Origin of the sequence: Wolbachia endosymbiont of Anurida maritima, assembly GCF_042182995.1 — a bacterium.
Taxonomy (GTDB): Bacteria; Pseudomonadota; Alphaproteobacteria; order Rickettsiales; family Anaplasmataceae; genus Wolbachia.
In genome coordinates, this window is sequence record NZ_CP102058.1 from 531,212 (window position 1) to 545,365 (window position 14,154).

Genomic DNA, 14,154 nt, shown 5'->3' on the forward strand with positions numbered 1-14,154 from the left:
AGTGAACCATTAAGATAGGCTGAAGGATGGTGCTCTTGATTCCAAGTCAACAGAATCCATAAGAGTACTTTGTTGTTTTGATGTGTTTGTACCATTATCTACAATCTTTTCTGGGGTTTCTGGTTTGTATAAGTTAGGCGATAAGTTTAAGATTGGTGGACTACTTTGAACACTATTAGTAGAATCACCTACTGCATTAGATGAGTTGCCAGTAATTGCTCCTGCTAATCCTGTTCCTCCTGCTAATCCTGTTCCTCCTGCTATCCAGAGAACACAATCAAATAATTTTTCTACAGGCCAACGCAGTATGGCCAGAGGAGCTTTTACAATATATATACAACCTTTACCAAAATTTACTTCCGGTGCGTCTACTGTAACCTTTATTGTGGTAAATTTCCTTTTCTCACTCGGCTTAGCTTCATTCTGATTATGCTCCGATTGCATACTAGAAGTCTCAGGATCTTTTTTAGCAGGTTGAGTTTTTTGAGTAGTTACTCCTGCTAATGATCTTGCTATCAAGTTTTGTATTTTAAAACTACTATTAAATGTTTCTCCTATAAACTTCACTAGCATACTAGGAGTATTTTCCATACTACTTCCAACGCTGTTAAGTGCTCCTCTTACAGATGCAATTGATGCACCACAAGTGTTTTTCACGCCGCTTCCAATACCACTAAGTGTTCTTTTTGTAGACTCAATTGATGGTACATAATTATCATAAACACATTGGCTAAGGTACCGAGTACCGTTAGCTATTCCTTTTGTAAGTGAAACAGCACCATTAACTGTTCCTTTTGCAAGCTGAACAATGCCATCAGCAATTGCCACTTTTGATTTGTCTTCTTCTATTTTTTTATTTTTTTCAATAAGTAGATCATCTTTCTCAGAAATAGTTTGCTTTTGAGTTTGTACTTTAGCTTTTTCTTGATCAAGCTGATCCTTCAGGTGAGAAATGTCATTATTTTTTCCATCAAGTTGAACATCTTTCTCAGAAATAGTTTGCTTTTGAGTTTGTACTTTAGCTTTTTCTTGATCAAGCTGATCCCTCAGGTGAGAAATGTCATTATTTTTTCCATCAAGTTGAACATCTTTCTCAGAAATAGTTTGCTTTTGAGTTTGTACTTTAGCTTTTTCTTGATCAAGCTGATCCTTCAGGTGAGAAATGTCATTATTTTTTCCATCAAGTTGAACATCTTTCTCAGAAATAGTTTTGTTCTTACTAATTGCTTTATACGAAAGTGCAATAGTTATAACAGAAAATACAGCACAACCAATAATAAATGGAAGGCCAACACTCAAGGCTGCAACTGGAGCTAAGAACTGAGCATAAGGAGCTATAGCAAACACTCCAGATGCTAATAAAGTTAAAGCAGCCAGAGTTCCAGCTGTATAATAGAGTACATTGTTTTTACTTACCATCTCACGTATTATAAAATATAATACCATTATAAAAGGATTTTTAAGAAGTTGTCAAGCTATCTTTACATAAAAAAAACAATCAATGAACTTGGGAACAAGAAGATTGCTGCCAAGCTACAAACTATGCCTTTCTGTGTAATCTTTAAACGAACCTCTGTTAGAGTCAAAATATAATTTCACACTGCCAATTGGCCCGTTCCTCTGCTTTGCAATAACAAGCTCTGCAATATTTCTAATTTTCTCCATTTTCTCTTGCCATTCTCGATGTTTATTGCTTCCTTCACTTGGTTGCTTTCTCAATTCGTAATATTCTTCTCTATAGAGGAACATTACTATGTCCGCATCCTGCTCTATGCTTCCTGAATCACGTAAATCAGAAAGTTGTGGTTTTTTGTCATCCCTCTGCTCAACAGAACGGGAGAGCTGAGATAGTGCAACAATGGGAATATTTATCTCCTTTGCAATTGCTTTCAAACCCTGCGTCACTTCCGAGATTTCTTGCACTCTATTTTCATTACTCCTTTTTGTTGTTCCTCTGATTAGCTGCAAATAATCAATGAATACCACTTCTACATTATATAATTGATACAGCAAGCGTATTCTGGTGCGAAGGGCACTAATTGACAGTGCAGGAGTATCATCTATTAAGAAAGGTAATTCAGATAACTCTGTACTAGTATTGATAAATTCATGCAATTCAAAATCACTAATTCTCCCAGTTAATGCTTTATAATAACTAATCCCTGAATCTATAGTAATCAATCTTGCAGTTAATTGCTCTGCTGACATTTCAAGTGAGAAAAACGCTACATGGTGTTGTTTATCTGCTCTTTTTTGCAACATCTTACAAGCATTAAGTGCGATGTTTAGCGCCAATGCTGTTTTACCCATAGAAGGCCTTGCAGCTAGAATTAATAGGTCAGATTTCTGCAAACCACCAAGAAGCTGATTTAGATCTTGAAGTCCGGTTGTAATGCCTAGCGCCTCTGGATTATTTTTCAGTGCGCTGATCTTCTCAACTACGTCTTTAATTGAACTTGCAAGTTTTATATATGTTTTCTCACCTTGTTTTTTTACTGCCAAATTGAACAATTTTGTCATTGCTTGTTCAATTTGCGCCTGCGCAGGATTTTCAATATCGTAGTTGTAGCTATCACCAACTATTTCTTGCCCGAGCTTAATTAAACATCTCCTTAAGTAAGTATCACGGATTATTCTAGTCAAACTATAGATATCAAGCGCAATACTTGCCTTCGCTGCAAGCTTTGCTAAGTATTCAACTCCACCACATTCGGTAAATGCTTTGTCGTGCTCAAAAAACATCTTGAGGCTCAGTTCATTGGCAATTATGCCGTGTTTTCTGGTTTTGGATATTTGCGTAAAAATACTTTGATGTAATGGATCATAGAAATTCTCCGCTGTGATTGTGTCTTCAACTGCATCACAGATTCTATTATCACGAATCATTGCACCAATAAGCATCTGTTCAGCTTCTAGATTATGCGGTAATTTACATATTTCCTTTTCTACACTTCTTGAACCCAAGAGACTAGCTAATTCATTCATTTTAAGTTTTGAGAGTAACTGTTGATTATTGTAGAATATTTAGTCCTCATTTGAAAGATGTAAAGGCAAAAAAATTTGACTAATTCCGTGTTGCCTATAGCATTAAAACTTAATGCCCCTGTGGTGGAATGGTAGACACGGCAGACTCAAAATCTGCTGCTTGCGAAAGTGTGCTGGTTCAAGTCCGGCCAGGGGCACGTTAAATATTGGAAAGTGTATATATGTTACATAAATTTTTTGATCGTTTATTTTCTATTTTTTCTTCTATAAATGTTATTCAAAAGGTGAAAAAGGATGAAAATGGGATATGTTATGTAACGGGCCTCAGGCGCTATATATCAGTATTGCTTGATTTGATTATTATCGTTTTGTTCTTGCAGTTTTGCAGCCAAGCCTTAAATCAGTTCTTTATGAACTCAGAGGATAGCAAAATATTAAGCCAAGTTGCTGCAAAATACCAAATGCAAGTGCCACTTTCTATAGAAGAAAAGGCAATGCAGAGTAGACTTGTAAAATTAATGATTCTAAATCAAATAGTCCAGTTTATTATGCTCTTTTGCTATGTAATATATATGTGGGTAAAGTTTGCTGCTACACCTGGAAAACTATTATTTGGGCTCAGAGTTGTGGATGCACAAACCTTCGGAAAAATGACTTTAAGGCAAGCAACCAAGAGATTNTTTTCCCTCATACTATCAGTTGCACCATTATTCTTGGGCTTTTTATGGTCAAATTTCAACAAACGCTGCCAAACTTGGCACGATAAGATCGCAGGCACAGTGGTTGTCACGAGTAAAAGCCTCAGAAGGCAGAGCTAAAATTACTTGACAAACTCCGCCAGCGCCCTTATCATGAAACTGAAGCTATTTATTTATCTTCGCAATCTCTGCAGTGGATTAATGACAAAAAACTTAATGTATTTGGCGTAAATCATGCTTAATTTTTGCACTATGTGCATTCTATGTCTTTATAAAATCTTCGGGTTTTTACCTATATAAGCTGAAACGCGCTTATAAGTCGTTTAAGACAGTAAAAGACGTCAAATAGACAAGGGAGAATTTGAATACTAGCTACCTTGGGGTTTCTTTGCCTTTTTTTCCGCTCAGTAAATTTCTTAACGTTTATAATTTAGGTTAGTTGCATTTAAAAGCGGCTGAATCGTAGCGTTTAGAATAAAAAACGCCAATATTTTGAAGTACATATAAATAACTAGTCACCAACGGGGTTTCTTTTGCCTTTTTTTCCGTTTAGTAAATTTCTTAATGTTTATAGCTAAACGACAACCGTCATCCCGCTATGTGTTAGCGGAGATACCGCGGCGGTATGACGTAGAGCTCGCGTTAGCTATAACGCAAAACCCATATTCACCAAACCCAATTGCAATTAAGTTTCCAGTACTGCCTTCACAGAGGAACCAGTTTGCATAACAACGAATTGAATAACAGACAAGAAAATGTTTATGACTAATTTTTAGATCAAACATGGAATTTCGACAAACTTAACTTTTTTGTGAGACTGTTCAGCAATAATAAATAAGTTGAGAGGGAAAGGTTATGGCAATAGAAAAGGAAAAGTTTTTTGAAATAATATGCAATGTGAGTAAGAGTAAAGATTTGAATGAGGATAATTTGCTCCAAAAAATAAAAGATGAGTTATATGAGGTAGAAAAGAAGTTACCTGAAGAAGATCGTGGGGAATATAACAAATTTAAAAACGATCTCTGGAAAGATCACCTATTCAGTATAAAAACTTCAGAAGAAATTGCGGAAGATTGGACATTATTACATCTTGCTGTGGCATGTAACAGTGTACCAATAGTAGAACTCCTACTAGAAAAGAAAGTAAGTGTTAACACTCAAGTGAAAGATGGATCTGATGATGGACCAACTCCTTTGCACATTGCTGCTTCTGATGGCCATGAGAACATAATAAAGCTGTTACTAGATGATGATCGAGTGAATCCTTCATTAAAAAGCAAAGGTAAGACTCCAAGAGAGATGGTTGGTGATGTGCAAAACAGGGATACTATAATAAAAATGTTAGAGCATGTCTTCAAACTAAGTAGAAAGGAGTTAAGAAGTGTGTTATAAGATATATTTTAAATGTACCCAAGCGATATAAGTGACAAAGAATGGAAGATGATAGAGCAATATTTTGAACCTAAAAAGACCGGCAGACCAAGAAAACACAGTATCAGAACGATTATCGATGCAATAAGGTATGTGATGAGAACAGGCTGTCAATGGAGACAACTACCTAAGAATTTTCCACCATGGAAAACCGTGTATAGTTGTAATTCGCGTTTAAAAAAAAGTGGAATATGGCAAGAAATTCATGATTTTCTAGTTAAAAAACTAAGAAAGATAATTGGTAAGAATGAAACTCCATCAGTAGGAATAATTGACAGTCAATCAGTAAAAACCACTCAAAAAGGGGATCCAGAGGATATGATGCTGGCAAGAAAGTAAAGGGTAGAAAACGCCACATCGTTGTAGATACTCTAGGTCTTGTAATTGCTGCTGAAGTACACAGTGCAAGCATTCAAGATCGTGATGGTGCACTAAATCTTTTTGTTCAAGCCAAATGCAAAGCTCCAACATTACGTAAGTTTTTTGCTGATCAAGGATATACAGGTAAATTGCAAAACCGCTGTTTATTGGAAACTGGATGTTTGTTGACGATTACCAAGAAAGTAGTTGATACAGGATTTCAGGTTATTCCTAAACGTTGGATTGTTGAGAGAACCTTTGCTTGGCTCTCCAATTTTAGACGTATGAGTAAGGATTATGAGCATTCTCCTCTCACTTCAAAAAATAACATCTTTTTTAATATGATCACTATTATGCTTCACAAATTAGCTCATTCTTGAGTTTGAAGACATGCTCTAAGGTTTACCTTGCGCAATAACAGAGAAGAGGTGAAAGATATTTCTTCTTTTGGCTGGAGAAAAGTATTGGACTCTGCTGGAAGCAGACATATTACAATAAAAATTAATGGGATTTTAGACTCTGTATTAGCTGATGAACTATTACGTAATTCTGCTATGCTAAACTCTAATAATGATTATGAAATTAGTTTTAATGCTAAGGAAAAGATCAGATTACGGTGTTCAGTTGAACTGTATGAGAGATATTATGACCCCGCTGCTTTTGACAGTTTTACTGTAATTTTAGCGAGTGCTGAAGTTGTAAACGCTTTTCATTAATGTTAATTTAATTTTTTCATATACAATAGTAACTGGTGAGAATTTTAACTAAATTAAAAAAAATCATGAACGAAAAAGACCTTTTTGAGGAAGACGGTGATAATATTGAAGAAAATAACGATGATAAAAGAGAGAAAAGTTTAGAAAATGAAAATCAGCAAAATCAAGAAGAACAACACAAAGAGGAAGATAAGCAATACATAATACAGTATATTCAAGACTATTTGAAAGTTTTTGAGGATATTCTAAATCAGATCGACGAAGGAATTGATAATTCGGATAGTTACGAAAGGACTATGCAAATAAAGCGAAGCATAGACAGGCTCATAGAGACTTTATATAGTCAGGCTGCGTCTGAAGATATTGATGCAGAATTTGAAACCATAAAGCATACTCGCGATAAATCAGAATCTATGAAAAGGGTTAGAGAGAAAAGAAGGAAGCAAGCAATAGAAGAAGTATTAAGTAGCATGTTTGCCCAGCAACAAAAGGAGCTAATGAACGCTAAACACTTAAGTCATGGACATGAAACAGCACATGATGATGAAGCAAAAAAACGAGTGAAGTCTTCAATCAGGGGAGTGTTGTTTTCGGTGATTGCTCATAGGATGGATCCAAGAAGGAGGGCAGGGGAAACTGCTGACGATAACGAAAAGCAAGCTCATATATATGGCAGGGAAGCAGTTGGTGGAGCTTTAGGTGCATTGTTAAAAACATTTTTAACAGCAGTTACTGCCGTTGTGCGTGAAATTGCTAAACCACTTCAGAAGCAGGAAACATCTTTTGCAAAACAAGTTGAGGAAAGCAGAAACGCAGATCCACAAAAGGGTCGATCTGTGTAGACTTACTCTCTGATTTCTTTCTATCTTTTAGGTCAAAAGTTGTAATACTTAAAAATAGGATAACAGCGTATGAAGAAAGAATAATGGATCTGTACAAAGAGGAAGCTATCTTCGAACAAAAACTTGAGGAAGGTAGAGAGGAAGGTAGAAAGGCAAGAGAAATTGAAATGGCAAAGGCAATGTTGGCTGACAATATTGATGTCAATGCCATTGTTAAGTTTACTGGCCTTTCCATGAGTAAGATTGAAGAGTGAAGTGAAAATCTGTGAACAGAATACTATCTATCGTCTCTCACACCGCTTAGCTGAGCGGACAATGGCGTCAACTTAAGGACATTTTAGACTTCTTTGTTGAAATAAAACAGCAACAAAAGTGCTATTTATTGCAGCTTTTAGGTAATTTAATGGTAAAAATTTTAGAGAGAAATTTTATACATTATCACCGATATTTTTCCTTAAGTTGACGCCATTGGCTGAACGGATACGTAAATTCTCTCGGTCAAAAACTCTATTTCTCCATTGGCTAGCACCCTTTTAGAGCTGCTATCAGAAAACAGGTTATGTGGAAATCTTAAAATATTTCTTGTTCGCCAAGCAAAATAAATACATTCCTGCAAACAAGCAGATGCTCAATACTGACGCATAAGAAAACTTAAAAATTAAGTCTCTAGTATATATTGATAGGCATTTACCTGCAGAAAATTTGTATAGTAATCCAACACATACAACGGCACTGTCAACCATTGATGCTATAATTAAAGTAATGAGATTTGCCATATGAAAATTCAATTTGGACCTCAATTTTTTAAAAATAATTATGCTTGAGAGAAGAGATACTAAAATTGCAGTATATGAAATCAATATCATCAAATTAAAACTTTGCCATTTAAAAACACAACATAGCGCTGTACACACTATTAAGCTGTATGTAGCTTTCCTTCTGCCATAAAATTCAACCATTGAATTTACAACTAAAGCAGCTCCCACAAATAAGGCAGCACATATCATCAATTTATTTGAAGTGTTGAGTAAAGAAAGACTTATAAACAAGAGTATCGATAAAATAGACATAGTTACCTACCCAAATTTAATAATATACGTTCATTTTAAGTAAATATTGCACATAGTGGAAGAGTTATTTAGCATAATCAAAAAAAATATTTATAACTATTTCCCAAATCTTTCAGATCTACTTTTAAAACATCCTTTATATTTAGCACCTTTTTCTCTGTTACTTTACCAATACATGAATAAACCGCGCCTTCAAACAATTCTTCAAACCTCTTCTGGCTTTGTGGTGCAATAGTAACCAAAATTCTACTTTGCGATTCAGAAAACATTATTATCTTGTTTATTATGTCTGTATTTTGTGTTTCTCCTATTGGCACTAGTGAAAGATCGATTTCAGCGCCGAGATCTCCTGCAATTAGCGATTTTGCCAGAGCAATAATTAATCCGCCTAAGTTTGGTGCAATTGCAGAGGCAATTATGCCATCTTTTATTGCCTGGTTGTAACGCTCATACAACTTCCTAGCGCTCTTTGCATCAACTTTTGGTACGTTGTTATTACCTATTCCACTGTATAATTGATATTCAGATCTACCAAGCTCATCGTGGGTTGTACCAAGTACATATATCAAGTCCCCCGGCATTTTTACATCAAGCGATACCGCATTTTCAATATTTTCTATAATTCCAATTGCTGAGATGAGTAATGAAGGTGGTGCAGATATCATCACTTTCTCGCCATTTTCGTCATATCCCTTAAAGTCATTAAACATACTATCTTTTCCGGATATGAATGGCGTTTTAAATGCAGTTGCGTAATCATAACAAGCTTCCGCAGCTTTCTTTAGTTGCCACAACTTTTCTGGATTGTAAGCATCACACCAACAAAAATTATCGAGCAATGCTAAGTGATTTATATTTCCTCCTGCGGCTACATAGTTGCGTATCGCGGTGTCAATTGCACATGCTGCCATATGGTAAGTGTCAATTTCTCCATAACTTGAGCCAAATCCTTGCGATTTTACAACACCTTTATTTGAAGAAAGGATTGGCCTTGAGACAACAGCTTCACTGCACACTCTTCCCTTGCCCTGCAGTGGTTTTAGCACTGACGACCCTTGAACCTCATGGTCATATTGCACCACTATGAACTCTTTGCTGCAAATGTTTGGTCTGCTCAGCATTTCTTTTAGTGCAAAGGTGTTATGCAAACTGGAATCCATTTCACATTCAATTCCACCATTAGATGAGTTTTGGCGTAAAATGTTTGCAGGCTCCTTGAACCATGGCTTTGTTTGTAAATGCACTTTGGGATTACCGTCATGCAGAAATTCAGTTCCGATATCCATTATTACTTTCCCTTTAGGACATTTAACAACAGCTTTACCACTTTCGTTAAACTCTCCAATCACACAAACCTCCACATCATGTTTTTTCATGATTTGCTTAAACACAGGAAGATTTTCTTCTGGCACTGCTAAGGTCATTCTCTCTTGTGATTCTGATATCCATATTTCCCATGGAGCCATACCATCGTTCTTAAGTAGAACCTTGCTCAAATCAACTTCAAATCCGTCTTTTCCCATTTCACCAATAGAAGATGATAGACCACCTGCTCCATTGTCCGTTATTGCGTTATAAAGACTAAGATCTCTTGCTTCTATAACGGCATTGGATAATTTTTNTTGTGTTATAGGGTCACCAATTTGCACAATTGTTGAAGGGCTATTTCCCGATAAAGCCTCTGAAGAGAACGTTGCACCGTGAATTCCATCTCTTCCAACTCTTCCGCCAATAATTATAATCTTATCGCCATTTTTTGGTCCTTTAATGTGTGAAGGTGTATTATTTATATTGCGTGGAATAATTCCTACACTCCCAACAAAGACCAGCGGCTTGCCACAAAATCTATCGTCAAAATATACCGATCCAAGTTGTGTTGGAATGCCAGAACAGTTACCAGCAACATTAACGCCATGGATCACTTCTTTCATTATATATTTTGGCGGTAAGATCTCATCAGTGCGCTCTTTATCCCTATAAAATTTGCCTTTTGCTTCTTTGGCAAAGCAGAAATAATAGGTATTCATTATAGGCTCTGCGCCTTTACCGAAACCAACTATATCACGATTTACTCCAAGCACTCCAGTCATTGCTCCACCAAACGGATCAAGCGCCGAAGGGCTATTGTGAGTTTCAACTTTATCTACGATTAAGTAATCGTCATCAAAAATTATTCCTCCTGCGTTGTCGGAGAAAACTGACACGCATATGTCAGAATTTATCTCACGCGTTGCACGCTTAATATAATGAGCATATAGACCGTCTTTTATTTCATCAATAGGGGAGCAAAAAATATTGTGTTTACAATGTTCAGACCAAGTTTGTGCTAGGGACTCAAGTTCAATATCATATGGATTTCTATTAAGTTTTTTAAAGTAATCCTTTATAGCTTTCATTGCTGTCAGCGAGAGCCCTAAAGTGCCATTACCATCGATTCCATCTCTGCTGATTTTCTCAAGTTCTTGGTCACTTACATTTAGGTTAACAGATTTGGCTTTACCATTAATGGTGTCATTTGAGTAGCTGACACTGGAATCTACATCTTTTTTCTGGATCCCAGTGTCTGGGCACTGGGATGACAAGTAAGAGAGCGCTGAAGAGTTTGCTTTGTATTTACCATAATATTTCCAGCTATAGTTATTATTTTCTTTACAGATAAGTGTGCAATACTCAGTGATAGGATTGAATTCTTGTTTTATGTCATCTTCAGTTGCTTGACTTAGAATCAATTTTGAACTTCTTGCTTTGATATAAACATTTTCATCAATGTAGTTCTTGCTTATTAAATATTCTCTAACAATTTGTTTCACTGTGTTGCCTACATTATCGGTCATGCCAGGTAAAAAGCTTATCTCCAAGCCCCACTTTGCTTGTGGTTCTATGAAATCATACGGAACTTCTTCAAGGTTTTCATTGTAGGAATAATAACGGCAGTCTTGTATGACTTTATTATAAAATAGCCCGCAAATTTCTTCATATAATTTGGATGGTAATCCTTTGCGTATGTAAATCGAGTAAACGTTAACTAACCATCTGCGGCCAACTTGCTCACATTTATTTAAAACTTCTATTCTAATGTTTGCCATGTAATATTGTGAAAGACTTTAATATATAATAGCATACAAGCACATTTATATTTTGAATAATTTCTATATAATAAAAGTATTGTATTAATTGTTACTGTTAGTGGGAAGAGTTTTTACCGTTAATGTGGATGAATCCCTTTTTGATGTGCTGGTTCAGCACATATTTTCTGAATATGAAAGAGAAAAAATTCCTGAAGTAAAAATCATACTTCCTTGCAAGAGGGATGTGATAGCGCTGCTGAGTGCATTCAAGAATCATAATGCTAAAAAATGCATAATTTTGCCAGAGATAGTTTCGCTAGAGAACATCGATGAGGAGGATTTAATATTAAATCTTGATAGAGTCAAAGTTATCAAGCTAACAAAAAGGATGCTGCTACTCATTCAATTCATATTAGAGTGGAATAGAAAAAATAACGACAATTTTCCAATTGATTTAGCTTATAGCCTGCCATCACTGCTTCAATCTACCCAAACAACGGATTGTTATCAATTTGATGAACATTCAAAAAAAATAGAGAATTTCATAAGCTTACTCATTGAGACTTGGAGTAAAACTTTAAAAGATTTAGAAGTAGTAGATATATTAAAACATAAGAGTGATTACATAAACAATATGATAATCTCTTTACAAAAAGACCAACATATAATCTTTGTTGGAATTGGAAAGGATAAGTCGTTGATCAAGGCTATATATGACCTGCCATTTGGAAAAATAATTTTGCCTAACCTGAATTTGAAAATTGAAGAGAAAGACTGGAAATTGCTTGATAAAAAACACTATCAATATTGTCTGAAAGATCTACTCGATTATCTAAATGTAGATAGAAGAGATGTTAGTTTTCTACCAGAAGCGTGTTCTCCAGTGCTCCGACACGGGGATCCAGAAAACTTAACTTTAAATGAGCGCACCAGGTGGCTGTATAATGAAAACTGGACCCCAGTGTCAGCTACTTGGATGACAGAAGAAAGGGCTGGGATAACAGGAAGTCCTGAGGAATATCTTGATTGTATCTTTGATACAACTGCCGATCTGAGCAAAGTTGGTGGTAGATCAATTGAAAATATTGAAGTCATCACTTGCGATTCCAGAGAGGAAGAAGCACAAGTGACATCATTAATTATAGAAAATGAAGGTTATGAAAACGTTTCTTTGGTTGTCTTTGATAAATTACTTGCAGCTCGTATAGCATGTTTATCAAGGCAACACAGTACCATATCGGAAAATTATTCTTATATAACGCTCCTACTTTATAGTATCGAAGTTTTGACCTCAAATTGGAACAGTGTGGCATTACTTTCGCTCCTTAAACATAGGCTAGTGACTTTTGATTACACTCAAGAAGAGTACTCTCAGATTTTATCTGAATTTGAAATAGAGATATTACGCAACTTTAGTACAAATGGCCTGAGTGATATTATAAATGCTATCAATGCCCATAAAAAGCTAAAATACAAAGAAGATATATTATTTATTATCAGTAAGTTAGAGGCTATACTTAATCTTTTGCTTAATTCTATAAATTGCCCTATTTCTGATATGGTGGCAACTCATTTGCAGTGTATTAATATGCTATCTGGTATAAATTTTTCAGAGCTAAACAGTGAAATAGGTAATTTTACCTGTAATTTCTTGAATGCATGTGAGGGTATAGAAATTAAGTGCTCCTTAGAGTTATATAGCCAAATTCTGACTTTATTTTTAGAGAAAGAGTTTTTCTCTGTAGCAAGTGACTTGAATAAATTCAGCTTATATCACAACAAAGTTGTAATACTTGCTGGATTTAATGAAGCGCCAAGCTTTCAAAGTCCGCTTTTGAATGCACTTACGAGAGAAAAATTTAACCTTCCTTCTGTGCAAGAAGAGCAGGGGTANTTTTTTTATACTTTACACAATTTGTTTTGCACAAGTAAGGTTTATATTACAAGATCGCTAAGCCATAGAAAACCAATTCTATTGCAGCGTTTGGAAATTATGTTTAAGCAGGGGAAATATCCTTATCGTGATTGGCTGAGGGTATTAAATACGCCTGAATGTACTGTTCCATGTACTCAGCCTATGCCAAAACCTCAAACCGAAGTTAGAAAAGAAAAAATGCAGGTGATGTCTTGTAGTGCGGTGGAAAAACTAATCCGCAACCCTTATTCATTTTACGTTGAATATATACTGGGCCTTAAACAATTAAGAGACTTGAATTTTAAGCCATCGATATTGGAATTTGGCACTATGGTACACAACATTCTTGCAAGATATTTACGCAACAAAAAATCGCCAATGAGCATTGCACGAAAAGCATTTTCGACTAGTCAGTTTAATTTTTCAAATATGTGGTGGGTAAGACTACAAAAGATAATTCAATCTTTTGTCGAATTTGATGAGACTCGAAGCAATGATGTTGAGTTGGAAAAGAGCTTTTCCTGTCCGATATTTCATATTCCAGCGCGTGACGCTGGTTCTTGTGATCAGTATGAAACTGCTGGGATAACAAATAGGCCACAAGAAATTTTACTGACAGCAAGATGTGATAGAGTTGAGTATCTACCAAGTGGGCAAGTAGCAATTATAGACTATAAACTTGGTTCACCACCTTCCAATGAAGAAGTGATGTCGGGGTTTTTTCCGCAATTAATTTTACAAGCCTTAGCGGTAGAACATATAACAAAAAGAGAAGTTTCAGAACTTGCTTATTGGAAACTTGATTATGATAAAATAAAAGTTATTTCTTTACGAGATTATAGACAAAAAATGCTAGAATTTCAGAATGATTTGCCAGATTTTTTATCTAATTATTTAAGAGATACTATTCCCTTTATTGCCTCTCCATATTTTCTGAGGTTTAACAGCTATAAACAGCTAGAAAGGGTAGGGGAGTGGTTGTAAATGGTGTCATGTGTGGTAACAGGGTAAATAATTTTATGCGAATATTTCAAATTTAAGCATACCAATTGCAGTAAATTTGTTCATT

9 protein-coding genes, 1 tRNA gene and 2 pseudogenes are annotated in these 14,154 nt (G+C 35.5%); 9 read left to right on the plus strand and 3 right to left on the minus strand.

The annotated features are described in order from the left end of the window. Positions 1-9: 9 nt before the first annotated feature. Positions 10-1,419, minus strand: coding sequence for a hypothetical protein (locus tag NOX90_RS02965; protein WP_375604456.1), 1,410 nt, complete (start codon positions 1,417-1,419; stop codon positions 10-12). Between the two features lie 114 nt (positions 1,420-1,533). Further along, positions 1,534-2,985, minus strand: a complete 1,452-nt coding sequence (locus NOX90_RS02970; protein WP_375604457.1) for a replicative DNA helicase — start codon at positions 2,983-2,985, stop codon at positions 1,534-1,536. Positions 2,986-3,099: 114 nt separating this feature from the next. On the opposite strand from NOX90_RS02970, the gene NOX90_RS02975 reads away from it, so the two are divergent. The 8 genes and pseudogenes from NOX90_RS02975 to NOX90_RS03010 all read left to right on the plus strand — a co-directional run. Then, positions 3,100-3,182: transfer RNA gene (locus tag NOX90_RS02975), tRNA-Leu, on the plus strand. A 24-nt stretch (positions 3,183-3,206) separates the two neighbouring features. Next, the gene (locus tag NOX90_RS02980) at positions 3,207-3,803 is read left to right on the plus strand and encodes an RDD family protein (RefSeq protein WP_375604458.1); all 597 of its coding nucleotides are present in this window, start codon (positions 3,207-3,209) and stop codon (positions 3,801-3,803) included. 735 nt (positions 3,804-4,538) lie between these two features. Beyond that, positions 4,539-5,075 (plus strand): ankyrin repeat domain-containing protein, encoded by a 537-nt coding sequence (locus NOX90_RS02985; protein ID WP_375604459.1) that lies wholly within the window; start codon positions 4,539-4,541, stop codon positions 5,073-5,075. Between the two features lie 12 nt (positions 5,076-5,087). Then, positions 5,088-5,453 carry a transposase gene (locus tag NOX90_RS02990; protein ID WP_375603639.1) on the plus strand — a complete coding sequence of 122 codons (366 nt, stop codon included), beginning with the start codon at positions 5,088-5,090 and terminating at the stop codon, positions 5,451-5,453. Between the two features lie 17 nt (positions 5,454-5,470). Beyond that, entirely contained in the window at positions 5,471-5,854 is a 384-nt protein-coding gene (locus NOX90_RS02995) for a transposase (protein WP_375604573.1), read from the plus strand. Positions 5,855-5,869: 15 nt separating this feature from the next. After that, positions 5,870-6,190: pseudogene (locus NOX90_RS03000) on the plus strand (phage tail tube protein); the annotation flags it as partial. A 65-nt stretch (positions 6,191-6,255) separates the two neighbouring features. Continuing rightward, entirely contained in the window at positions 6,256-7,032 is a 777-nt protein-coding gene (locus NOX90_RS03005) for a hypothetical protein (RefSeq protein WP_375604587.1), read from the plus strand. Between the two features lie 59 nt (positions 7,033-7,091). Next, a pseudogene (locus tag NOX90_RS03010) lies at positions 7,092-7,286 on the plus strand (transposase); the annotation flags it as partial. An 893-nt stretch (positions 7,287-8,179) separates the two neighbouring features. On the opposite strand, the gene NOX90_RS03015 reads toward NOX90_RS03010, so the two are convergent. Continuing rightward, positions 8,180-11,188 carry a phosphoribosylformylglycinamidine synthase subunit PurL gene (locus tag NOX90_RS03015; protein WP_375604460.1) on the minus strand — a complete coding sequence of 1,003 codons (3,009 nt, stop codon included), beginning with the start codon at positions 11,186-11,188 and terminating at the stop codon, positions 8,180-8,182. Positions 11,189-11,288: 100 nt separating this feature from the next. Between NOX90_RS03015 and NOX90_RS03020 the strand changes: the two genes are divergently transcribed. Then, positions 11,289-14,069: a PD-(D/E)XK nuclease family protein gene (locus NOX90_RS03020; protein ID WP_375604461.1), complete on the plus strand. Its 2,781-nt coding sequence runs from the start codon at positions 11,289-11,291 to the stop codon at positions 14,067-14,069. Positions 14,070-14,154: the final 85 nt, after the last annotated feature.

What these genes read in the sequence shown, in the direction of transcription:
- NOX90_RS02965 (WP_375604456.1), bottom strand. Translation starts at nt 1,419, where the DNA reads ATGGTAAGTAAAAACAATGTACTCTATTATACAGCTGGAACTCTGGCT.
- NOX90_RS02970 (WP_375604457.1), bottom strand. Translation starts at nt 2,985, where the DNA reads ATGAATGAATTAGCTAGTCTCTTGGGTTCAAGAAGTGTAGAAAAGGAA.
- NOX90_RS02985 (WP_375604459.1), top strand. Translation starts at nt 4,539, where the DNA reads ATGGCAATAGAAAAGGAAAAGTTTTTTGAAATAATATGCAATGTGAGT.
- NOX90_RS02990 (WP_375603639.1), top strand. Translation starts at nt 5,088, where the DNA reads ATGTACCCAAGCGATATAAGTGACAAAGAATGGAAGATGATAGAGCAA.
- NOX90_RS03005 (WP_375604587.1), top strand. Translation starts at nt 6,256, where the DNA reads ATGAACGAAAAAGACCTTTTTGAGGAAGACGGTGATAATATTGAAGAA.